This window comes from Enterobacter sp. ECC-175 (assembly GCF_043968675.1).
Taxonomy (GTDB): domain Bacteria; phylum Pseudomonadota; class Gammaproteobacteria; order Enterobacterales; family Enterobacteriaceae; genus Enterobacter.
Genome location: NZ_CP143776.1, coordinates 4,291,694 through 4,312,772, shown reverse-complemented (window position 1 = coordinate 4,312,772; position 21,079 = coordinate 4,291,694). Strand labels below are relative to the sequence as shown.

At 57.9% G+C, this 21,079-nt stretch carries 20 protein-coding genes and 1 other RNA gene; 14 read left to right on the top strand and 7 right to left on the bottom strand.

Annotated elements, in window-relative coordinates; all coding sequences use genetic code 11:
• Positions 1-89 precede the first annotated feature (89 nt).
• Together argO and V1599_RS20425 are read left to right on the top strand one after the other, a co-directional pair.
• On the top strand, positions 90-725 hold the full coding sequence (gene argO, locus V1599_RS20430; protein ID WP_112009807.1) for an arginine exporter ArgO: 636 nt from the start codon (positions 90-92) through the stop codon (positions 723-725).
• 91 nt (positions 726-816) lie between these two features.
• Positions 817-1,557 (top strand): oxidative stress defense protein, encoded by a 741-nt coding sequence (locus tag V1599_RS20425; RefSeq protein ID WP_112009806.1) that lies wholly within the window; start codon positions 817-819, stop codon positions 1,555-1,557.
• A gap of 48 nt (positions 1,558-1,605) precedes the next feature.
• Here the strand turns inward: V1599_RS20425 and argP are convergent, their stop codons facing one another.
• A complete protein-coding gene (gene argP, locus V1599_RS20420) occupies positions 1,606-2,499 on the bottom strand; it encodes a DNA-binding transcriptional regulator ArgP (protein ID WP_112009805.1) in 894 nt (297 codons plus the stop codon).
• A 127-nt stretch (positions 2,500-2,626) separates the two neighbouring features.
• On the opposite strand from argP, the gene rpiA reads away from it, so the two are divergent.
• Positions 2,627-3,286: a ribose-5-phosphate isomerase RpiA gene (rpiA, locus tag V1599_RS20415; protein WP_047355196.1), complete on the top strand. Its 660-nt coding sequence runs from the start codon at positions 2,627-2,629 to the stop codon at positions 3,284-3,286.
• Positions 3,287-3,554: 268 nt separating this feature from the next.
• Positions 3,555-4,787, top strand: coding sequence for a phosphoglycerate dehydrogenase (gene serA / locus V1599_RS20410; protein WP_297115866.1), 1,233 nt, complete (start codon positions 3,555-3,557; stop codon positions 4,785-4,787).
• Between the two features lie 105 nt (positions 4,788-4,892).
• Here serA and V1599_RS20405 read toward each other — a convergent pair whose 3' ends face one another.
• The 3 genes from V1599_RS20405 to zapA all read right to left on the bottom strand — a co-directional run bounded on the left by V1599_RS20405 (position 4,893) and on the right by zapA (position 6,067).
• Positions 4,893-5,489, bottom strand: coding sequence for a 5-formyltetrahydrofolate cyclo-ligase (locus tag V1599_RS20405; RefSeq protein WP_395300752.1), 597 nt, complete (start codon positions 5,487-5,489; stop codon positions 4,893-4,895).
• 23 nt (positions 5,490-5,512) lie between these two features.
• A non-coding RNA gene (gene ssrS / locus V1599_RS20400) (6S RNA) lies at positions 5,513-5,696 on the bottom strand.
• Between the two features lie 41 nt (positions 5,697-5,737).
• A complete protein-coding gene (zapA, locus tag V1599_RS20395) occupies positions 5,738-6,067 on the bottom strand; it encodes a cell division protein ZapA (RefSeq protein WP_006178390.1) in 330 nt (109 codons plus the stop codon).
• A gap of 167 nt (positions 6,068-6,234) precedes the next feature.
• Between zapA and V1599_RS20390 the strand changes: the two genes are divergently transcribed.
• The 8 genes from V1599_RS20390 (at position 6,235) to V1599_RS20355 (ending at position 16,267) form a co-directional block, all read left to right on the top strand.
• Entirely contained in the window at positions 6,235-6,813 is a 579-nt protein-coding gene (locus tag V1599_RS20390) for a YecA family protein (protein WP_395300751.1), read from the top strand.
• 25 nt (positions 6,814-6,838) lie between these two features.
• On the top strand, positions 6,839-8,158 hold the full coding sequence (pepP, locus tag V1599_RS20385) for a Xaa-Pro aminopeptidase (RefSeq protein ID WP_395300750.1): 1,320 nt from the start codon (positions 6,839-6,841) through the stop codon (positions 8,156-8,158).
• The gene (gene ubiH, locus V1599_RS20380; RefSeq protein WP_395300749.1) at positions 8,155-9,333 is read left to right on the top strand and encodes a 2-octaprenyl-6-methoxyphenyl hydroxylase; all 1,179 of its coding nucleotides are present in this window, start codon (positions 8,155-8,157) and stop codon (positions 9,331-9,333) included. Before pepP ends, ubiH begins: the two co-directional genes overlap by 4 nt.
• 12 nt (positions 9,334-9,345) lie before the next feature.
• Positions 9,346-10,548 (top strand): FAD-dependent 2-octaprenylphenol hydroxylase, encoded by a 1,203-nt coding sequence (gene ubiI, locus V1599_RS20375; protein WP_395300748.1) that lies wholly within the window; start codon positions 9,346-9,348, stop codon positions 10,546-10,548.
• A gap of 397 nt (positions 10,549-10,945) precedes the next feature.
• Positions 10,946-12,040 (top strand): glycine cleavage system aminomethyltransferase GcvT, encoded by a 1,095-nt coding sequence (gene gcvT / locus V1599_RS20370; protein ID WP_017382898.1) that lies wholly within the window; start codon positions 10,946-10,948, stop codon positions 12,038-12,040.
• Positions 12,041-12,063: 23 nt separating this feature from the next.
• Positions 12,064-12,453: a glycine cleavage system protein GcvH gene (gcvH, locus tag V1599_RS20365; RefSeq protein ID WP_112009798.1), complete on the top strand. Its 390-nt coding sequence runs from the start codon at positions 12,064-12,066 to the stop codon at positions 12,451-12,453.
• Positions 12,454-12,579: 126 nt separating this feature from the next.
• Positions 12,580-15,453, top strand: coding sequence for an aminomethyl-transferring glycine dehydrogenase (gene gcvP, locus V1599_RS20360; RefSeq protein WP_395300747.1), 2,874 nt, complete (start codon positions 12,580-12,582; stop codon positions 15,451-15,453).
• A gap of 70 nt (positions 15,454-15,523) precedes the next feature.
• Complete coding sequence (locus tag V1599_RS20355) at positions 15,524-16,267, top strand: SDR family oxidoreductase (RefSeq protein WP_395300746.1); 744 nt, start codon at positions 15,524-15,526, stop codon at positions 16,265-16,267.
• A 36-nt stretch (positions 16,268-16,303) separates the two neighbouring features.
• Here V1599_RS20355 and V1599_RS20350 read toward each other — a convergent pair whose 3' ends face one another.
• Both V1599_RS20350 and V1599_RS20345 read right to left on the bottom strand, forming a co-directional pair.
• Positions 16,304-17,737: a 6-phospho-beta-glucosidase gene (locus V1599_RS20350; RefSeq protein WP_395300745.1), complete on the bottom strand. Its 1,434-nt coding sequence runs from the start codon at positions 17,735-17,737 to the stop codon at positions 16,304-16,306.
• Positions 17,738-17,852: 115 nt separating this feature from the next.
• Entirely contained in the window at positions 17,853-18,584 is a 732-nt protein-coding gene (locus V1599_RS20345) for a MurR/RpiR family transcriptional regulator (protein WP_112009794.1), read from the bottom strand.
• A gap of 50 nt (positions 18,585-18,634) precedes the next feature.
• On the opposite strand from V1599_RS20345, the gene yqfB reads away from it, so the two are divergent.
• Together yqfB and V1599_RS20335 are read left to right on the top strand one after the other, a co-directional pair.
• Complete coding sequence (gene yqfB / locus V1599_RS20340; protein ID WP_395300744.1) at positions 18,635-18,946, top strand: N(4)-acetylcytidine aminohydrolase; 312 nt, start codon at positions 18,635-18,637, stop codon at positions 18,944-18,946.
• A gap of 163 nt (positions 18,947-19,109) precedes the next feature.
• Entirely contained in the window at positions 19,110-19,769 is a 660-nt protein-coding gene (locus V1599_RS20335) for a hemolysin III family protein (protein WP_395300743.1), read from the top strand.
• Between the two features lie 123 nt (positions 19,770-19,892).
• Here V1599_RS20335 and ygfZ read toward each other — a convergent pair whose 3' ends face one another.
• On the bottom strand, positions 19,893-20,873 hold the full coding sequence (gene ygfZ, locus V1599_RS20330) for a tRNA-modifying protein YgfZ (protein WP_297115831.1): 981 nt from the start codon (positions 20,871-20,873) through the stop codon (positions 19,893-19,895).
• Positions 20,874-21,079 lie beyond the last annotated feature (206 nt).

Sequence of the window (21,079 nt, the reverse complement as noted above, 5' to 3'; positions counted from 1 at the left end):
TGCTAATCCCCGATTAATATTATCCATTTCCTCTAATGTAATTCTCCACGTATAGTCTGCTCCAAAGACAATTCTGCGAGACTTACGTCATGTTCTCTTATTACTTTCAAGGGCTTGCCTTAGGGGCAGCCATGATCCTTCCCCTTGGCCCGCAAAATGCGTTCGTGATGAACCAGGGCATTCGCCGCCAGTATCACCTGATGATTGCGCTGCTGTGCGCGGTAAGCGATCTGCTGCTGATTTGCGCCGGCATTTTCGGCGGCAGCGCGCTGCTGATGCAGTCTCCGTGGCTGCTGGCGATCGTCACCTGGGGCGGCGTCGCGTTTCTGCTTTGGTACGGCTTCGGCGCGCTGAAAACGGCGATGAGCAATAACCTCGAGCTGGCAAACGCCGAGGTGATGAAGCAGGGGCGCTGGAAAATCATCGTCACTATGCTCGCGGTCACGTGGCTCAATCCGCACGTTTATCTTGATACGTTTGTCGTGCTGGGGAGCCTGGGCGGGCAGCTGGACGTTGAGCCGAAACGCTGGTTTGCGTTAGGCACCGTCAGCGCGTCGTTCCTGTGGTTTTTCGGTCTGGCGATTCTGGCGGCCTGGCTGGCCCCGCGGCTGCGCACCGCGAAAGCGCAGCGGATCATCAATACGCTGGTGGGGCTGGTGATGTGGTTCATTGCTTTTCAGCTGGCCAAAGACGGGGTCCAGCATGTTCAGGGATTGTTCAACTAAGCGTTATCCGATGGACAACCGCGCAGGACGCGCTAAGCTTGCTGGCATGCGCCCTGTTTGTGGGCACTCTTCGCAACATGGAGGAATGACAGTGAAGTTTAAAGTGATGGCCCTGGCGGCATTAGTCGGTTTTGGTGCAATGTCGGTTCAGGCGAGCGAACTGCCTGACGGCCCGCACATTGTCACTTCAGGCACGGCGAGCGTGGATGCGGTTCCGGACGTGGCAACCCTGGCAATTGAAGTTAACGTTGCCGCGAAAGATGCTGCCTCAGCGAAGAAGCAGGCTGACGATCGCGTTGCGCAATATCTCTCTTTCCTGGAGCAGAACGGCGTAGCGAAAAAAGACATTAACTCTGCGAACCTGCGCACCCAGCCGGATTACGATTACCAGAACGGTAAAAGCATTCTGAAAGGCTATCGCGCGGTGCGTACCGTTGAAGTGACCTTGCGCCAGCTCGATAAGCTGAACTCGCTGCTGGACGCGGCGCTGAAGGCAGGGCTGAACGAAATTCGTTCCGTCTCGCTGGGCGTTGCGCAACCGGAGAAATACAAAGACGAAGCGCGTAAAGCGGCGATTAACGACGCTATTCACCAGGCAGAACAGCTGGCATCCGGCTTTAAGAGCAAGCTCGGCCCGGTTTACAGCGTGCGTTACCACGTCTCTAACTACCAGCCAAGCCCGATGGTTCGCATGATGAAGGCCGACGCGGCGCCGGTATCCGCTCAGGAAACTTACGAGCAGCCAACCATTCAGTTCGACGACCAGGTTGACGTGGTGTTCCAGCTGGAGCCAACTCAAACTCAGCAAACTGAGGCAGCTAAGGCGCAGTAATTTGCCCTCACACTAACCCTCTCCCACAGGGAGAGGGTATTCAAGCGATTAATCCTGTCTCAACACCTTGTGACCAAATGCCAGCAGCGCATCGGTAACGTTGCGCATCATGCGGCTTTCCGGCGCAAAGCGGTGCCAGTACAGCATCCGGCGCTGGTACAGCCCAGGCGTTAAGTCAATCAGCTCGCCGCTTTTCAGCTCTTTCTCAATCTGCAGATGCGGGATCATGCAGCAGGTGGTGCCCTGGCGCGCAAGCTGCACGAATGCTTCTGAGGAGTTAACGATGTGGCACGGCACGCTGCCCGGCGGCAGGTCGAAGTTTTGCTGCAGAAAAGCCTGATGCATATCGTCAAGATGGTCAAACGCCACGGCAGGGGCTTTCAGCAGCGCGGCGCGGGTTACGCCGTTCGGGAAGTAGCGTTCGGCAAAGGCCTTTGAGCCGACGAAGAGATAGTCCAGCGCGCCCAGCTGATCCACCAGGCAGCTTGGCAGCGCCTGCGGCTGAATACTCACCGCTCCAACCACTTCCCCACGACGCAGACGCTCCTGGGTACGGGTTTCGTCTTCAACCTGCAGGTTCAGGCGAATAGGGGAGTCGACCAGCACCGGCGCAAGCGCGGGCAGCAGCCAGGTTGCCAGGCTGTCGGCGTTTACCGCCAGCGACAGCAGCAGCGGCGTGGAGCCGGTTTGCTCATCGCCGAGCCATTCATCTTCAAGCAGTTCAACCTGGCGCAGCAGGGCGAGAAGCTTTTGGCCCTGCTCCGTTGGGCGAGGCGGAACGGTGCGAACCAGAAGCGGCTGCCCAAACATGTTTTCCAGTTGCTTAATACGCTGTGATACGGCGGATTGGGTGATGCACAGCTTCTGCGCCGCGCGTTCAAAACCGCGTTCGCGAATAACGGCATCAAGGGCCTGTAATGTTCTGTAATCCGGACGTTTCATTGCGGGTCAATACTCCTGAATTTTACTTATTCTGCACTATGACACAATTTTCCCTTCGTGACAGACGAAATCCACCCCCGGTGTTCTATAATGCGCCCTGAGTTTTCACACCACAGGCAGAACGATCATGACGCAGGATGAACTGAAAAAAGCAGTAGGATGGGCCGCTCTCCAGTACGTGCAGCCGGGAACGATTGTCGGTGTTGGCACCGGGTCGACGGCGGCGCACTTTATCGATGCCCTGGGCACGATGAAGGGGCAAATTGAGGGTGCGGTTTCCAGCTCTGATGCTTCCACGGAAAAGCTGAAAAGCCTTGGTATTACCGTTTTCGATCTGAACGAAGTTGACCGTCTTGGCATTTACGTTGATGGCGCGGACGAGATCAACGGCCACATGCAGATGATCAAGGGCGGCGGCGCGGCGCTGACGCGTGAAAAGATCATCGCTTCCGTTGCAGACAAATTTATCTGCATCGCTGACGCCTCCAAGCAGGTCGACATTCTGGGGAACTTCCCGCTGCCGGTCGAAGTGATCCCCATGGCGCGCAGCGCGGTTGCCCGCCAGCTGGTGAAGCTGGGCGGACGTCCGGAATACCGCCAGGGCGTAGTGACGGACAACGGTAACGTGATCCTCGACGTTCACGGCCTTGAGATTCTGGACGCGGTCGCGCTGGAAAATGCGATCAACGGCATTCCCGGCGTCGTGACCGTGGGGTTATTCGCCAACCGCGGCGCGGACGTGGCGCTGATCGGCACGGCCGACGGCGTTAAAACCATCGTAAAATGATCTGACGGGGGGAGCCCTCCTCCCGCTAAAAAAATTTTGAACCGCCAAATTCGGTGACTTGTGTCACGTTTTTACGCCTGCTTTGCCGATCCTGCCGCTTTCGTAAATTTCCACAGCATTTTCCTCTGTCATTTTGCCCTGTATGACTTTTCTTCAGAGTGCCGACGCAAACGTTCATATTGCTGCAATAGTTTTTTTTGATATGTTGGCTAGAGCGGATTTCAATCCAGCACAACATCAGTTCAGATAAAAAAACAGGGTCGGGTAAATGGCAAAGGTATCACTGGAGAAAGACAAGATTAAATTCCTGCTAGTAGAAGGCGTGCATCAGAAAGCGATTGATAGCCTTCGTGCGGCAGGTTACACCAACATCGAATTTCACAAAGGGGCGCTGGATACCGAAGAGCTGAAAGCGTCCATCCGTGATGCCCATTTTATCGGACTGCGATCCCGTACTCATCTGACTGAAGAGGTCATTGCCGCGGCGGAAAAGCTGGTGGCTATCGGCTGTTTCTGCATCGGCACCAACCAGGTTGACCTGAATGCTGCCGCCAAACGCGGTATTCCCGTCTTCAACGCCCCGTTCTCAAACACCCGTTCCGTGGCGGAATTGGTGATTGGTGAACTGCTGCTGCTGCTGCGCGGCATTCCTGAAGCCAACGCCAAAGCGCACCGCGGCGTGTGGAACAAGCTGGCGTCCGGTTCATTCGAAGCGCGCGGCAAGAAGCTCGGGATCATCGGCTACGGCCATATCGGCACGCAGCTGGGCATTCTGGCTGAATCGCTGGGAATGCACGTCTTCTTCTACGATATTGAAAGCAAGCTGCCGCTGGGGAACGCCACGCAGGTTCAGCATCTTTCCGATCTCCTGAACATGAGCGACGTGGTGAGCCTGCACGTGCCGGAGAACGCGTCCACCAAAAACATGATGGGGGCCGAAGAGCTTGCCCTCATGAAGCCGGGATCGCTGCTAATCAACGCCGCGCGCGGGACGGTTGTCGACATTCCTGCCCTGTGCGACGCGCTGAAGCGCAAGCATCTGGCCGGCGCGGCTATCGACGTCTTCCCGACGGAGCCCGCAACCAACAGCGATCCGTTTACCTCTCCGCTGTGCGAGTTTGATAACGTGATCCTGACGCCGCACATCGGCGGCTCGACGCAGGAAGCGCAGGAGAACATCGGGCTGGAAGTGGCGGGCAAGTTGAGCAAATACTCGGATAACGGGTCTACGCTCTCCGCGGTGAACTTCCCGGAGGTTTCGCTGCCGCTGCACGGCGGGCGTCGTCTGCTGCACATCCACGAAAACCGCCCGGGCGTGCTGACCGCCATCAACCAAATCTTTGCCGAGCAGAGCGTGAACATTGCCGCGCAGTATCTGCAAACCAACGCGCAGATGGGCTACGTGGTGATCGATATCGAAGCGGATGAGGATGTCGCCGAGAAGGCGCTGCAGAGCATGAAGGCGATTCCGGGAACGATCCGCGCGCGTCTGCTTTACTGATAGTGCGAGGTAAATGCAAAACGGTAACAATAGTTACCGTTTTGTATGTTTCTCCCTTTCCCTATGCGAGAGGGCAGGGTGAGGGCATCAGGCTGCACGCCTGTTTCACCACTCCCACAACGTCGATGGCGTCACTACCGCAGGCAGCGGCACATCCCACTTCTCAACCGGTAATGCCTCCACGCCCTGACAATCGTGCGCGTAACCTACCGGATGTAACCCATACTGCTGCCAGTTTTGCAGCGTTCTGTCATAGAAACCCCCGCCCATTCCCAGGCGCTGGCCCTGCTCGTCAAACGCCACCAGCGGCGTAATCAGCACGTCCAGTTCGCAAAGCGGCAGTACGTCGCGCACGTCGAGTTTCGGCTCGGTGATTTTAAGACGATTCACCACCAGCTCGCTGTGCGGGTGGTAGTGCAGAAACAGTAAATTCCCCGCGCTAAACGGATGCAATACGGGAAGATAGACTTTTTTCCCCGCCCGCCACAGCTGCTCGATAAGCGGCTGGGTGTCCAGCTCGCCGTCAAAGGAGAGAAAGAGGGCAACCGTATGGGCCATCACAACGGGCGGATACGCCATCATGCGGGCGGCGGCCTGTGGGGCAAATTGGGTTTGCTGTTCCGCGGTTAACGCGCGACGGCGCTGACGAATAAGCTGGCGAATTTCCTGGCGTGAGGTAGAAACTTCCGGGAGTTGAGTCATGATCGTTGGTAGAGAAGAAAAGGGGAATCTCCGAGATGCCGCCGCAGGCTGTAACCCTTGAACCCTTGGTTCAAGGTGAATGTGTCGTCATAGTTTTAAGGCTTCTCGGACGAACCGAGCATGCTCACCAACCATGGAGCGCCACATTCTTGTGGTATGAAATATCGGCTCAGGGGACTGGCCCGCTTGCAAACATCTCAGAGAAATTTTGTCTTCACAGTTACTCTACCATAGACAACTGCGAAGTGTTATTCAAACTTTGGTCCCGGTCTTTCGGGATTGCGACCTTGATCAAGCAACGCCTGTTCAATGGTCTGCTGGAGCATTTTAATGCGCTGCTCCATGCTTGCCGCGTAGTCGCGGGTCTTCGTTTTTTCCTGAGTCAGTTCATAGCTGATGTTCAACGCGGCGATGAAAACCAGCTGCTCAGTATTTGTGACTCTAGTGCGTTCTTTTAGATCTTGCAACCGCTGATTCAAATCGTCCGCAGCCTGATTCAGGGCATCCCTTTGTTCAGGCGGACAATTCACTCGCAGTGAACGGCCAAAAATCTGGAGATCGACGGGTTGTGCAGACATGCCACCTTCCTGCTGATTGACTGCGCGGCCTTCGCTTACTGCCCCGGGGGCTGCGAAGGGGCGACACTATAGCTACCCTGATGTGAAGATACAAGCCCTTTTCTGGTATCACCAGGGTCCAAAGTGGTAGCATATCATGAATCTTCCCCCTTTGATGACGAATGCTCATGTCTATACAGAACGAAATGCCTGGTTACAAGGATTTAAACCAGTTACTGAACCAGCAGGGAGTCGGTTTAACCCCCGCTGAAATGCACGGTCTGATCAGTGGCATGCTGTGCGGTGGAAACGGCGATAGCTCCTGGCAGCCGCTGATCCACGACCTCACCAACGAGGGGCTGACGTTTGGTCACGAGCTGGCGGAAGCGCTGAGAAAAATGCACGCGGCAATCAGCGATTCACTGGAAGACGATGGCTTCCTTTTTCAGCTTTATCTGCCTGATGGAGACGACGTGAGCGTCTTCGATCGCGCCGATGCGCTCGCGGGCTGGGTAAACCACTATCTGCTTGGCCTGGGCGTTACTCAGCCTAAGCTTGATAAGGTAACCGGCGAAGCGGGCGAGGCGATCGACGACCTGCGCAACATCGCGCAGCTTGGCTACGACGAAGACGAAGATCAGGAAGAGCTGGAGATGTCGCTCGAAGAGATCATCGAGTACGTTCGCGTGGCCTCTCTGCTGTGCCACGACAACTTTACGCGCGCGCAGCCAACCGCGCCTGAAGTTCGCAAGCCGACCTTACATTAAGAACAAGAACGCACAGGAGGGTGTCATGGTTATCTCAAATCACGAGTATTCGCGCCGTCGTCAGGCGCTGCTGGCGCAAATGCAGCCGGGCAGCGCCGCGCTGATTTTTGCCGCGCCGGAAGTCACGCGCAGCGCCGACAGCGAATACCCCTATCGCCAGAGCAGCGATTTCTGGTATTTCACCGGCTTCAACGAGCCGGAAGCGGTACTGGTCCTGATTAAGAGCAACGACACCCACAACCACAGCGTTATCTTCAACCGCGTGCGCGACCTGACGGCTGAGATCTGGTTTGGCCGCCGTCTGGGGCAAGAGGCGGCCCCGGCGAAGCTTGGCGTTGACCGCGCGCTGGCGTTTAGCGAAATCAACCAGCAGCTCTATCAGCTGCTTAACGGTCTGGACGTGCTTTACCACGCTCAGGGCGAGTACGCCTACGCCGATGAGATCGTCTTCAACGCCCTCGACAAGCTGCGTAAAGGCTCGCGGCAGAATCTTTCCGCCCCGGCCACGCTGACGGACTGGCGTCCGATGGTGCATGAGATGCGCCTGTTCAAATCCGAAGAAGAGCTCAACGTGCTGCGCCGGGCGGGTGAAATCAGCGCTTTGGCACATACCCGCGCGATGGAAAAGTGCCGCCCGGGCATGTTCGAGTATCAGCTCGAAGGCGAAATTCAGCACGAGTTTAACCGCCACGGCGCGCGTTTCCCTTCCTACAACACCATCGTTGGCGGCGGTGAAAACGGCTGCATTCTGCATTACACCGAGAACGAAAGCGCGCTGCGCGATGGCGACCTGGTCTTGATCGACGCCGGTTGCGAATTCCAGGGCTACGCGGGTGACATTACCCGTACCTTCCCGGTGAACGGCAAATTCACCCCGGCACAGCGCGCGGTGTATGACATCGTGCTCGAATCGCTGGAAACGGCGCTGACGCTTTACCGTCCGGGTACGTCCATTCAGGAAGTGACCGGTGAAGTGGTGCGCATCATGATTACCGGCCTGGTGAAGCTCGGCATCCTGAAGGGCGACGTGGATACGCTGATTACCGAGAATGCCCACCGCCCGTACTTTATGCACGGCCTGAGCCACTGGCTTGGGCTGGACGTGCACGACGTGGGCGCCTATGGCCCCGAACGTTCGCGCGTGCTGGAGCCGGGCATGGTGTTGACCGTCGAGCCGGGGCTGTACATTGCGCCGGATGCAGACGTCCCGCCGGAGTACCGCGGCATTGGCATTCGCATTGAAGACGACATTGTGATCACCGAATCGGGTAACGAAAACCTGACCGCGAGCGTCGTCAAGAAAGCGGACGATATCGAGGCGCTGATGGCGGCGGCGCGCGTATGAGCGTGATCATTGTTGGCGGCGGTATGACCGGCGCCACGCTGGCGCTGGCGATTTCGCAGCTGACGAACGGCCAGCTTCCGGTGCATCTGGTGGAGGCCGTTGCGCCTCAGGCCGCCGATCACCCAGGCTTTGACGCCCGCGCCATTGCCCTGGCGCAGGGAACCTGCCAACACCTCGCGCGCATTGGGATCTGGCAGGCAATAGCCGACCGCGCAACGGCGATCAATACCGTCCACGTTAGCGACCGCGGGCACGCGGGGTTTGTCACGCTGAATGCCCACGACTACCGCATTGAAGCATTGGGGCAGGTTGTTGAGCTGCACGACGTCGGCCTGCGCCTGTTCCGCCTGCTGCAGGATGCCCCGGGCGTTACGCTGCACTGCCCGACGCGCGTTGCCAGCTTTAGCCGCAGCGAAGGCGCGGTCAGCGTGACGCTGGAAAATGGCACCGTTCTTGAGGGCCAGCTTTTGGTTGCCGCGGACGGTTCGCGTTCTGCCATCGGCACGCGGTGCGGCATAGCGTGGCAGCAGCAGCCGTACGGGCAGGTTGCCGTCATTGCCAACGTTTCGACGTCCCAGGCCCATAGCGGCAGGGCCTTCGAGCGCTTCACGCAGCACGGCCCGCTGGCGATGCTGCCGATGTCGGACGGGCGCTGCTCGCTGGTCTGGTGCCATCCGCTGGATAAGGCCGACGAGGTACAGTCCTGGTCCGACGAACGTTTTTGTGCCGAGCTGCAGCGGGCCTTCGGCTGGCGGCTCGGACGTATCACCCATGCGGGCAAGCGCGCGGTCTATCCGCTGTCGCTGACTACCGCATCGCAGTCTATCTCCCATCGCGTGGCGCTGGTCGGCAATGCGGCGCAGACCCTGCATCCGATTGCCGGGCAGGGCTTCAACCTTGGCCTGCGCGACGTCATGAGCCTTGCGGAAACGCTGGCGCAGGCGTGGCGCGAGCAAAAAGACTGCGGTGAGTACGCGGTGCTGAGTCATTATCAGAAGCGCCGTCAGGCCGACAAAGAGGCGACGATCGGCGTGACCGATGGTTTAGTCCATCTGTTTGCCAACCGCTGGGCGCCGCTGGTGGCAGGCCGCAACCTCGGGCTGGTGGCGATGGAATTATTCATTCCGGCACGTGACGTGCTGGCGCAGCGGACCCTTGGTTGGGTCGCGCGTTAAGGAGTTATCACCGTGCAAAATGTTGATGTCGCCATTGTAGGCGGCGGAATGGTCGGGCTGGCGCTGGCCTGCGGATTACAGGGCAGCGGCCTGCGCGTGGCCGTGCTGGAGCAAAAGCTGCCTCAGCCCGTCGCGCCGGATGCGCCGCCGGCGCTTCGCGTATCGGCGATTAACGCGGCCAGCGAAAAGCTGCTGACGCGGCTTGGCGTCTGGTCAGATATCGTGGCCCAGCGCGCCAGCTGCTATCACGGTATGGAAGTGTGGGATAAAGACAGCTTCGGCCACATCGCGTTTGATGACGAAAGCATGGGGTACAGCCACCTGGGGCACATCATCGAAAACGCGGTGATTCACCACGCGCTGTGGCAAAAAGCGCAGGCCTGTAGCGACGTGACGCTGATGGCACCCGCGCAGATCCAGCAGGTGGCCTGGGGCGAAAACGAGGCGTTTATTACCCTGCAAAGCGGCGACATGCTCACCGCGCGTCTGGTGGTAGGCGCTGACGGCGCCAACTCCTGGCTGCGTAACAAGGCCGATATCCCGCTGACCTTCTGGGACTACCGCCATCACGCGATGGTGGCGACCATCCGCACCGAAGAGCCGCACGGCGGCGTCGCGCGCCAGATTTTCCACAACGACGGCATTCTGGCCTTCCTGCCGCTCAGCGATCCGCACCTGTGCTCGATCGTCTGGTCGCTGGTGCCGGAAAAAGCGCAGCAGATGCAGGACGCCACGCCGGAAGCCTTTAACCAGGCGCTGTGCGTGGCGTTTGATAACCGCCTTGGCCTGTGCACGCTTGAGAGCGAGCGTCTGGTCTTCCCGCTGACCGGCCGCTACGCGCGCCAGTTTGCGGCGCACCGCCTGGCGCTGGTCGGCGATGCGGCGCATACCATTCATCCGCTGGCCGGGCAGGGCGTGAATCTCGGCTTTATGGATGCGGCCGAGCTGGTGGAAGAGCTGCGTCGCCTGCACCGCGAAGGGAAAGACATCGGCCAGCATTTATACCTGCGGCGCTACGAGCGCAGCCGCAAGCACAGCGCGGCGATGATGCTGGCGGGCATGCAGGGCTTCCGCGAGCTGTTTGCCGGGGCCAATCCGGCGAAAAAACTGCTGCGCGATATCGGCCTTAAGCTTGCCGACACCCTTCCCGGCGTTAAGCCGCAGCTTCTCCGTCAGGCAATGGGCCTTAACGATCTTCCCGACTGGCTCCAATAGTATTGACCCCCGTCACACTTTCTTTTCCCGGCCTCCGCGCCGGGGAAATAACCTCATTTGAAATAATCTAATTTCACGCGTTTTTTCGCATTAGATAATCTAATCTCACCTTTTTTTCATGACGAAAATCTGGCCCATTTTTCCGCACGAAATATCACCCTGTGCTGAATACTGTTAGATCAATGTTAATTTTGTGCGGGCTTAATCGCATTTTTCCAGTGAATAACTCTGTAGGCTTTTTAGCGTTTTTTAGTCATAAGCTAATGTGATGACCTTCTTTAGCTTATGGTTTACCGCCGGCTTCGGTGGTAAGTTCAGGTAAAAGAGAACGTTTGCGTCGGCGCCATATACGGGGCCGATACCGGGTTTCACGGTGGAATTTTTCAACGAGGAAAAGATGGCTCAACAGACTCCTTTGTACGAACAGCACGTGTTATGCGGCGCCCGCATGGTGGACTTCCACGGCTGGATGATGCCGCTGCACTACGGCTCGCAGATTGATGAGCACCACGCGGTGCGCACCGATGCCGGTATGTTCGACGTATCCCACATGACGATTGTCGATCTGCGCGGTAGCCGCACCCGGGAGTTTCTGCGTTATCTGCTGGCAAACGACGTGGCGAAGCTAAAGACGCCGGGCAAAGCGCTTTATACCGGTATGCTAAATGCCTCCGGCGGCGTGATTGATGACCTTATCGTCTATTACTTCACTGAAGATTTCTTCCGCCTCGTTGTCAACTCCGCCACCCGCGAAAAAGACCTCTCCTGGATCACTCAACACGCCGAACCTTACGCCATCGACATCACCGTCCGTGACGATCTGTCGCTGATCGCCGTGCAGGGGCCAAACGCGCAGGCGAAGGCCGCCTCTCTGTTCAGCGACGAGCAGCGCAAAGCCACCGAAGGCATGAAGCCGTTCTTCGGGGTGCAGGCGGGCGACCTGTTTATTGCGACCACCGGCTACACCGGCGAAGCGGGCTATGAAATTGCGATGCCGAACGAGAAGGCCGCCGATTTCTGGCGCGCGCTGGTCGAAGCGGGCGTGAAGCCGGCGGGCCTGGGCGCGCGCGATACGCTGCGCCTCGAAGCGGGAATGAACCTCTACGGCCAGGAGATGGACGAAGGCGTCTCTCCGCTGGCTGCCAACATGGGCTGGACCATTGCCTGGGAACCGGCCGACCGTGACTTCATCGGGCGCGAAGCGCTGGAAATGCAGCGTGAAAAGGGCACTGAACAGCTGGTTGGCCTGGTGATGAAGGAAAAAGGCGTCCTGCGCGGCGAGCTGCCGGTGCGCTTCACCGATGCCGATGGCAATCACCGCGAAGGCGTGATCACCAGCGGCACCTTCTCCCCGACGCTCGGCTACAGTATCGCCCTGGCGCGCGTCCCGGCGGGCATTGGCGAAACGGCGGTGGTGCAGATCCGCAACCGTGAAATGCCGGTCAACGTAACCAAACCGATTTTTGTTCGCGCCGGTAAGCCGGTCGCCTAATCATTTTTATCAGGAGAACTTCAATGAGCAATGTGCCAGCAGAACTGAAATACAGCAAAGAACACGAGTGGCTGCGCAAAGAGGCGGACGGCACTTACACCGTAGGGATCACCGAGCACGCGCAGGAGCTGCTGGGCGACATGGTGTTTGTCGACCTGCCTGACGTGGGCACCACCGTGAGCGCGGGCGACGACTGCGCGGTTGCGGAGTCCGTAAAAGCGGCTTCCGATATCTACGCACCGGTCAGCGGTGAAATTGTGGCCGTCAACGACGCGCTGAGCGACTCCCCGGAGCTGGTGAACAGCGAGCCGTATGAAGGCGGCTGGATCTTTAAGATCAAAGCCAGCGACGAGGCGCAGGTTGCCGCGCTGCTGGATGCGACCGCGTACGAAGCACTGTTAGAAAACGAGTAAGCCATTATCCCTCTCCCCTGTGGGGAGAGGGTAGGGTGAGGGGAACTGACGACACCCTCACCCCAGCCCTCTCCCTAAGGGAGAGGGATAAAACACATTCACTGCACGTTTCAGGAACCATCGCTCATGACACAGACTTTAAGCCAGCTTGAAAACCGTGGCGCCTTCATTGAACGTCACATCGGGCCGGACGCTCAGCAACAGCAGGAGATGCTGAAAACGGTTGGCGCGGATTCATTAAGCGCACTGATCGGCCAGATCGTGCCGAAGGACATCCAGCTTGCGACGCCGCCTCAGATCGGGGAGTCCACCACCGAGTTCGCCGCGCTGGCGGAGCTGAAGGCCATTGCCGGCCTTAACAAGCGCTATAAGTCTTACATTGGCATGGGCTACACCAACGTGCAGCTGCCGCCGGTTATCCTGCGTAACATGCTGGAAAATCCGGGCTGGTACACCGCTTACACCCCTTATCAGCCTGAAGTATCCCAGGGCCGCCTGGAAGCGCTGCTGAACTTCCAGCAGGTGACGCTGGACCTGACCGGCATGGATATCGCGTCCGCCTCGCTGCTGGACGAAGCGACCGCCGCTGCCGAAGCGATGGCGATGGCAAAACGCGTCAGCAAGTTGAAAAACGCCAACCGCTTCTTCGTGGCGGCGGACGTGCATCCGCAAACGCTGGACGTGGTGCGCACCCGCGCGGAAACCTTCGGTTTTGACGTGATTGTCGACGACGCGGACAAAGTGCTGGATCACCAGGACGTCTTCGGCGTGCTGCTGCAGCAGGTGGGCACAACGGGCGAAGTACATGATTACAGCGCGCTGATCGCCGAGCTGAAAAACCGCAAAGTTATCGTCAGCGTTGCCGCCGATTTTATGGCGCTGGTGCTGCTGACCGCGCCGGGCAAACAGGGCGCGGATATCGTCTTCGGTTCGGCCCAGCGCTTCGGCGTGCCGATGGGCTACGGCGGCCCGCACGCGGCGTTCTTCGGCGCGAAAGATGAATTCAAACGCTCCATGCCGGGCCGCATTATCGGGGTATCGAAAGATGCCGCCGGTAACACCGCCCTGCGCATGGCGATGCAGACCCGCGAGCAGCACATCCGCCGCGAGAAAGCGAACTCCAACATCTGTACTTCACAGGTGCTGCTGGCGAACATCGCCAGCCTGTACGCCGTCTTCCACGGTCCGGCCGGCCTGAAGCGCATTGCCAGCCGCATCCACCGTCTGGCCGATATTCTGGCCTGCGGCCTGCAGCAGAAAGGGCTTAAGCTGCGTCATAACCACTACTTCGACACCCTGTGCGTGGACGTGGCGGACAAGGCGACCGTGCTGGCACGCGCCGACGCGGCGGAAATCAACCTGCGCAGCGACATCCATAACGCCGTCGGCATTACGCTGGATGAAAGCACCACGCGCGATGACGTGGTGAACCTGTTCAGCGTGCTGCTGGGCGATGCCCACGGCCTCGACGTTGACGCGCTGGACAAAGAGGTGGCCCACGACAGCCGCTCGATCCAGGAAAGCATGCTGCGTAACGACGCGATCCTGACCCATCCGGTGTTCAACCGCTACCATAGCGAAACCGAGATGATGCGCTACATGCACTCTCTGGAGCGCAAGGATCTGGCGCTGAACCAGGCGATGATCCCGCTGGGCTCCTGCACCATGAAGCTGAACGCCGCGGCGGAGATGATCCCAATCACCTGGCCTGAATTTTCCGAGCTGCACCCGTTCTGCCCGCCGGAGCAGGCGGAAGGCTATCACCTGATGATTAACCAGCTCTCCGACTGGCTGGTGAAGCTGACGGGCTACGACGCGCTTTGCATGCAGCCGAACTCCGGCGCGCAGGGTGAATACGCGGGCCTGCTGGCAATCCGCCACTATCACGAAAGCCGCAATGAAGGCCACCGCGATATCTGCCTGATCCCAAGCTCCGCGCACGGCACTAACCCGGCGTCTGCCCAGATGGCGGGAATGGAAGTGGTGGTGGTGGCCTGCGATAAGAACGGCAACATCGACCTGGCCGACCTGCGTGCGAAAGCCGAGCAGGCGGGAGACAAGCTCTCCTGCATCATGGTGACCTATCCGTCCACCCACGGCGTGTACGAAGAGACCATCCGTGAAGTGTGCGAAGTGGTTCATCAGTTCGGCGGTCAGGTATACCTCGACGGCGCGAACATGAACGCTCAGGTGGGCATCACCTCGCCGGGCTTTATCGGCGCGGACGTCTCGCACCTGAACCTGCATAAAACCTTCTGCATTCCGCACGGCGGCGGCGGACCGGGCATGGGCCCAATCGGCGTGAAAGCGCACCTGGCACCGTTCGTGCCGGGCCACAGCGTGGTGCAAATTGAAGGCATGCTGACCCGCCAGGGAGCGGTCTCCGCGGCACCGTTCGGCAGCGCTTCAATCCTGCCCATCAGCTGGATGTACATCCGCATGATGGGGGCGGAAGGGCTGAAGCAGGCCAGCCAGGTGGCGATCCTCAACGCCAACTACATTGCCACGCGCCTGAAATCTGCCTTCCCGGTGCTCTATACCGGCCGCGACGGTCGCGTAGCGCACGAGTGCATCCTTGATATTCGTCCGCTGAAAGACGCGACGGGCATCAGCGAGCTGGATATCGCCAAGCGTCTGATCGACTACGGCTTCCATGCGCCAACCATGTCGTTCCCGGTTGCGGGTACGCTGATGGTGGAGCCAACGGAGTCTGAGAGCAAAGCCGAGCTGGACCGCTTCATCGACGCGATGCTTGCCATCCGCATGGAGATCGATCGCGTGCAGGACGGCGAGTGGACGCTCGACGACAACCCGCTGGTCAATGCGCCACACACCCAGCACGAGATGGTGGCGGAGTGGAATCACGGCTATTCCCGCGAGCTGGCGGTCTTCCCGGCGGGCGTGGCAAACAAATACTGGCCGACCGTGAAGCGTCTCGACGACGTGTACGGCGACCGCAACCTGTTCTGCTCCTGCGTGCCGATGAGCGAATACCAGTAATTTTTTTGCTGTAGTAACGTAGGCCGGGTAAGGCGAAGCCGCCACCCGGCTTTTTTATTGGGAGAAGACAATGGCAATTGCACTGGTTACCGGCGCCAGCCGCGGAATTGGTAAAGCCACCGCGCTGCAGCTGGCATGCGAGGGCTACACCGTGGCGGTGAACTTTCACCACAATATTAAGGCCGCGACGGAAGTGGTCAATCAGATTGTCGAGGCGGGCGGCAAAGCCTTTGCCGTGCGCGCCGACATCAGCGATGAAGCGCAGGTGCTGGCGATGTTCGACAGCATCGACCGCGAAGGCGAGCCGCTTGCCGCGCTGGTCAATAATGCGGGTATTTTGTTTGAGCAATCCACCATCGAGAACCTGTCGGCCGAGCGTATCAACCGCGTGCTCGCCACCAACGTAACGGGCTATTTCCTCTGCTGCCGCGAAGCGGTCAAGCGCATGTCGCACAAGCACGGCGGTAAGGGCGGGGCGATCGTGAACGTCTCGTCCGCTGCGTCGCGCCTGGGCGCGCCGGGTGAATATGTGGATTACGCGGCATCAAAAGGGGCTGTGGATTCGCTGACCACGGGATTATCGCTCGAGGTGGCGGCGCAGGGCATTCGCGTAAACTGCGTGCGTCCGGGACTCATTTATACCGATATCCATGCTTCGGGCGGTGAACCGGGGCGTGTGGACAGGGTTAAGTCGATGCTGCCGATGCAGCGCGGCGGCCAGCCGGAAGAGGTGGCGCAGGCGATTGTCTGGCTGCTGAGCGAAAAGGCGTCGTACGTGACGGGGAGTTTTATTGAGCTGGCGGGCGGGAAGTAAACCCCTCTCCCCAAAGGGGAGAGGGGTTAAATCGTATTACAATGCCTCGCCGTTGCTGGCAATCACGCCTTTATACCACTCGAAGCTTTTCTTGCGGGAACGCGACATGTCGCCCGTGCCGTCGTCGTGCTTGTTCACGTAGATAAAGCCGTAGCGCTTGCTGTACTGGCCGGTGGTAAACGACACGCAGTCGATACAGCCCCACGGCGTATAGCCCATCAGATCCACGCCGTCATAGGTGACCGCCTTCATCATCTCTTCCACGTGGGCGCGCAGGTAGTCGATGCGGTAGTCATCGTTGATGCTGCCGTCTTCTTCCACTTTATCGTAGGCGCCAAACCCGTTTTCGACGATGAACAGCGGCTTCTGATAACGCTCGTAAAGTTCGCAAAGCGAGTAGCGCAGGCCTACCGGGTCGATCTGCCAGCCCCAGTCCGATGCCTTAACGTGCGGGTTCGGAACGCTGCCCTCGAAGCCAGAAATCGCATCGCCGCTCCCGCCTTCGGCCTTCACCGCGTTAGTCATGTAATAGCTGAAGCCCAGATAGTCGCAGGTGCCATCGCGCAGGATCTGCTCGTCGCCCGCTTCCATGTTGATGGAGAAGCCGCGGCGCTCCCACTCGTTCAGCACGTAGGACGGGTAGTAGCCGCGCAGCTGCACGTCGGTGAACACATAGCGCTCGCGCATGGATTCCTGCGCGAACATCACGTCTTCCGGCTTGCAGGAGAACGGGTAGAGCGCAACCATTGCCAGCATGCAGCCGACCTTCGTTTCCGGATTAATGCGGCGCGCGGCTTTTACCGCCAGCGCGCTGGCCACGAACTGGTGATGCAGCACCTGGTACATCGTCTCTTCCGGGTTTTCATGCTCGGTATATACCACGCCCGAGCAGCAGTAGCCAAACAGCGGCGCGCGCCAGTTGCGCTGGTTATTGATCTCGTTAAAGGTCATCCAGTATTTGACCTTGCTTTTGTAACGCTCGAAGACCACTTCCGAGAAGCGCACGAAGAAATCGACCACTTTGCGGTTGGTCCAGCCGCCGTACTCCTGCACGAGGTGCAGCGGCATTTCGAAGTGGGAGAGGGTGATCACCGGCTCGATGTTGTACTTAAGCAGCTCATCGAACATGTCGTCGTAGAACTTCAGGCCTTCTTCATTCGGCTGGGTTTCGTCGCCTTTTGGGAAGATGCGGGTCCAGGCAATCGAGGTGCGGAAACACTTAAAGCCCATCTCGGCGAACAGCTTGATGTCTTCTTTGTAGTGGCCGTAGAAGTCGACGGCCTCGTGGTTCGGATAATATTTGCCCTCAATCACTTCCTGCGTGATTTCGCGCGGTACGCCGTGCGCGCCGCCGGTCAGCACGTCACAAATGCTGGGGCCTTTGCCGCCTTTGTTCCAGCCGCCTTCAACCTGATGTGCGGCAACGGCGCCGCCCCATAAAAAGTCTTTTGGTAAGGTCAGTTTTTTCATCTTTGCTATTCTCAATAAAGGGCTAATATGGCCGAGTCTAGCAAAGCGATATTAAATGTCACGATATAACAATTTGCGTAGAATGTGATTTGTTACATCCAAAAAACAGGGTGTTTTATTCCGTTAATTTCTTCGCCAGCTTGCGGCCAAGAGATTCCAGAATATAGATCACGGGAATTTGGGTGGTAATATCGTAAACGCCGCCGATACGCGTTTGGGGAACATGCCAGGAGAGGTTAAAGTCCGCCAGCTTCGCCAGCCGCGAGTGCTCGTGGCTGGTAATCGACAGTACCTTGCAGTTGTGCAGGCTGAACTGGCTGGCAAAGCGCAGGATCTCTTCGGTTTCTCCGGACACGGAAAGCACAATCGCCAGCGCGTTTTTGGCCATGTCGTTGGTGACCGGAAAATAAGGATCGTCGATATGGTTGCTGAATTTGCCAATATTGGAGAAGAAGCGCGCGCCATATTTTGCCAGAGAGCCAGACGTGCCTGCACCGACAAATATAATACGCTCGGAGGACATAATAATATCAACTGCGCGATCTAATAAACTATCGAACTCTTCATTGTTGACGCTTTTAAAGAAGCTGATAATTTCGCTGGCGCCAAAATTCGCCTGCTGAGGCTCATTCTGCTCCAGAAAGAGCTTAAAGCGCACGCGGAATTCCGAATAGCCCTCACAGTTGAGCTTGCGGCAAAAGCGCAGGATAGTGGTTGTTGAGACGCCAGCCGCATCCGCCAGTTCGCGGATGGTCATATACATCACCTTGTCGCGGTTTTTGATGACAAAGTTGTAGACCATCATCTCCAGATTATTGAGGCTGGCAACGGCGGAATGGGAGAACATGCTCACTATGGCTAAACTCACTCATCGGATTTCATTCAGGGAATAATACCATGCAGCCAAACGACATCACTTTTTTTCAGCGCTTTCAGGACGACATTCTGGCCGGGCGTAAAACCATTACTATCCGCGATGAAAGCGAGTCCCATTTCAGGCAGGGTGACGTGCTGCGCGTTGGGCGCTATGAGGATGACGGATACTTTTGCACCATTGAAGTCCTGTCGACATCGACCGTGACTCTGGAAACGCTGACGGAAAAACACGCGGAGCAGGAGAACATGACGCTTGAGACGCTGAAAAGCGTAATCAGAGAAATCTATCCGAATCAGGACCGGTTTTATGTGATTGATTTTAAATGTCTTTAACAGTAACCTGAAACAGATGTGAGCTGAAATGAATGTGTAACTGATTGATTATAAATTGAAAGTATCGCATTGAATTTTATTTTAGCTAACAGGTGTTCACTGGAATCATTCTCAGTTAGCATAGTCAGACGATGAATATTCATCTTTTTTCCCGGAGTTTCGTATGGTGAGTAAGCCATTAATTGCACAGGGATATTCGCTGGCTGAGGAAATAGCCAACAGTATTAGCCACGGCGTGGGGCTGGTTTTTGGTATTGTCGGATTGGTGTTGCTGCTGGTGCAGGCGGTGGACACGAATGCCAGCGCGATGGCAATCGCCAGCTACAGCCTGTACGGCGGGAGTATGATCCTGCTGTTTCTGGCCTCGACGCTGTATCACGCCATTCCCCATCAGCGGGCCAAAACCTGGCTGAAAAAATTTGACCACTGCGCTATCTACCTGCTGATCGCGGGTACCTATACGCCGTTTCTGCTGGTGGGATTAAACTCGCCGCTCTCGCGCATCCTGATGATCGTGATCTGGAGCCTGGCGCTGCTGGGTATTTTATTCAAATTGACCATCGCGCACCGGTTTAAAATTCTGTCGCTGGTGACCTATCTGACGATGGGATGGCTGTCGCTGATTGTGGTGTACCAGCTGGCCGTTAAGCTGGCGATCGGGGGCGTGACGCTGCTGGCGGTGGGCGGCGTGGTCTATTCGCTGGGCGTAATTTTTTACGTCTGCAAGCGCATTCCCTATAACCACGCTATCTGGCACGGCTTCGTGCTTGGCGGCAGCGTGTGCCACTTCCTGGCAATCTATTTGTACGTGGGGCAGGCGTAGTTTATCCGCTGCGGCCTGGTGCCCTCACCCCGGCCCTCTCCCACAGGGAGAGAGAGCAAACATAAAAAACGGTAACCTTTCGGTTACCGTTTTGCATTTACCTCGCCACCGGGCGATACAGCATCACTCTTCCAGTGAATACGGCAGCGGCTCAATGCCCAGCGTTTTCGCATCATCGCGCACGCGGAACACGCTGTCCGGTTCCATATCGTTATTCATGACGACCTGCACCAGCAGACGGCCATCATCGAGCTGAACGGCAGCCAGCACGGTGCCGGTACGGCGCCAGTTTTCGCCCATCTTCAGCTCTAGATCTTCCCCCGCTTCCGGTACCCGGCTGGCGTGGCCAGCCAGCGTCCACAGCGCGCGCTTGTTCGCTCCACGGAATTTCGCGCGAGCCACCATTTCCTGACCGGTATAGCAGCCTTTCTTAAAGCTAATGCCTCCCAGCGCCTGGAGGTTGGTCGCCTGGGGAATAAACTGCTGGCTGTTTGCGGCGTCAATCACCGGCAGACCCGCTTCGATGTCCAGCGCCAGCCACTGCTGGCTGTTATTGAGCTGGGCTTCACCGCGCAATGCGTCGGTAACGCGCTCTGCGGTGGCTTCGTCCGTTACCAGCAGGAAACGTTCCGCCGGGTGTTCAAACCACAGAATGGATGTTTCACCTTCGCCGACCAGCTGTTTATCCGCATCCGGCAGTTCGGCAAAGAGATTTTTCAGCGCTGCGCGCGCCTGGAAGCCCGCCACGCCCAGAAGAACCCGTTCGTCGTTCGGTGCGATAGTGACTTTGGAGAAAACCGCGTATTTTTTCAACTCGACGAGCTGGGCATCGCGCAGGCTGCGGCGTTCAATAAAGGCAAAGCCGTCCCGATCGCGGAACAGGCGCAGGTTGCTCCACATTTTGCCCTTCGGATCGCAGTGGGCAGCCAGCAGGTGCTGGTGCTCGGTCATCTGGCTGACGTCGGCCGTCACCTGGCCCTGCAGGTATTTTTCAGCATCGGCGCCGGTTGCGGTCGCCAGCGCCCAGTCTTCAAGAGTAATAAGCGTCAGCGGCAGACGCGCGGAGGCGGCGGGCTGGCGAGGAGAAAATGGAGTAAAAGCCATAATGATGTCCTGAATTGCTTAACGCTTCGATAATGCCTAATGGTAAAAGAGACTGTAGCCATTGCAAGCGCTTTCAGCAGGCCATTCGTGCCATGAACCGGTTATGCGTAGCGCGACGCAAAAAAGTGTAATCCACTGTCTTTATGAGGATTATTCTGGAAGCCTGCTCGAGGTTAGCAATATTCCAGTAAAGAAACGTTCAAAAA

Excerpts from the sequence above, each read along its gene's own strand:
- rpiA (WP_047355196.1), top strand. The coding sequence starts at position 2,627 with ATGACGCAGGATGAACTGAAAAAAGCAGTAGGATGGGCCGCTCTCCAG.
- V1599_RS20350 (WP_395300745.1), bottom strand. The coding sequence starts at position 17,737 with ATGAAAAAACTGACCTTACCAAAAGACTTTTTATGGGGCGGCGCCGTT.
- gcvP (WP_395300747.1), top strand. The coding sequence starts at position 12,580 with ATGACACAGACTTTAAGCCAGCTTGAAAACCGTGGCGCCTTCATTGAA.
- V1599_RS20390 (WP_395300751.1), top strand. The coding sequence starts at position 6,235 with ATGTCTATACAGAACGAAATGCCTGGTTACAAGGATTTAAACCAGTTA.
- ubiH (WP_395300749.1), top strand. The coding sequence starts at position 8,155 with ATGAGCGTGATCATTGTTGGCGGCGGTATGACCGGCGCCACGCTGGCG.
- V1599_RS20345 (WP_112009794.1), bottom strand. The coding sequence starts at position 18,584 with ATGTTCTCCCATTCCGCCGTTGCCAGCCTCAATAATCTGGAGATGATG.
- gcvH (WP_112009798.1), top strand. The coding sequence starts at position 12,064 with ATGAGCAATGTGCCAGCAGAACTGAAATACAGCAAAGAACACGAGTGG.
- argP (WP_112009805.1), bottom strand. The coding sequence starts at position 2,499 with ATGAAACGTCCGGATTACAGAACATTACAGGCCCTTGATGCCGTTATT.
- yqfB (WP_395300744.1), top strand. The coding sequence starts at position 18,635 with ATGCAGCCAAACGACATCACTTTTTTTCAGCGCTTTCAGGACGACATT.
- ygfZ (WP_297115831.1), bottom strand. The coding sequence starts at position 20,873 with ATGGCTTTTACTCCATTTTCTCCTCGCCAGCCCGCCGCCTCCGCGCGT.
- serA (WP_297115866.1), top strand. The coding sequence starts at position 3,555 with ATGGCAAAGGTATCACTGGAGAAAGACAAGATTAAATTCCTGCTAGTA.
- gcvT (WP_017382898.1), top strand. The coding sequence starts at position 10,946 with ATGGCTCAACAGACTCCTTTGTACGAACAGCACGTGTTATGCGGCGCC.
- V1599_RS20405 (WP_395300752.1), bottom strand. The coding sequence starts at position 5,489 with ATGACTCAACTCCCGGAAGTTTCTACCTCACGCCAGGAAATTCGCCAG.
- zapA (WP_006178390.1), bottom strand. The coding sequence starts at position 6,067 with ATGTCTGCACAACCCGTCGATCTCCAGATTTTTGGCCGTTCACTGCGA.
- V1599_RS20335 (WP_395300743.1), top strand. The coding sequence starts at position 19,110 with ATGGTGAGTAAGCCATTAATTGCACAGGGATATTCGCTGGCTGAGGAA.
- argO (WP_112009807.1), top strand. The coding sequence starts at position 90 with ATGTTCTCTTATTACTTTCAAGGGCTTGCCTTAGGGGCAGCCATGATC.
- pepP (WP_395300750.1), top strand. The coding sequence starts at position 6,839 with ATGGTTATCTCAAATCACGAGTATTCGCGCCGTCGTCAGGCGCTGCTG.
- V1599_RS20355 (WP_395300746.1), top strand. The coding sequence starts at position 15,524 with ATGGCAATTGCACTGGTTACCGGCGCCAGCCGCGGAATTGGTAAAGCC.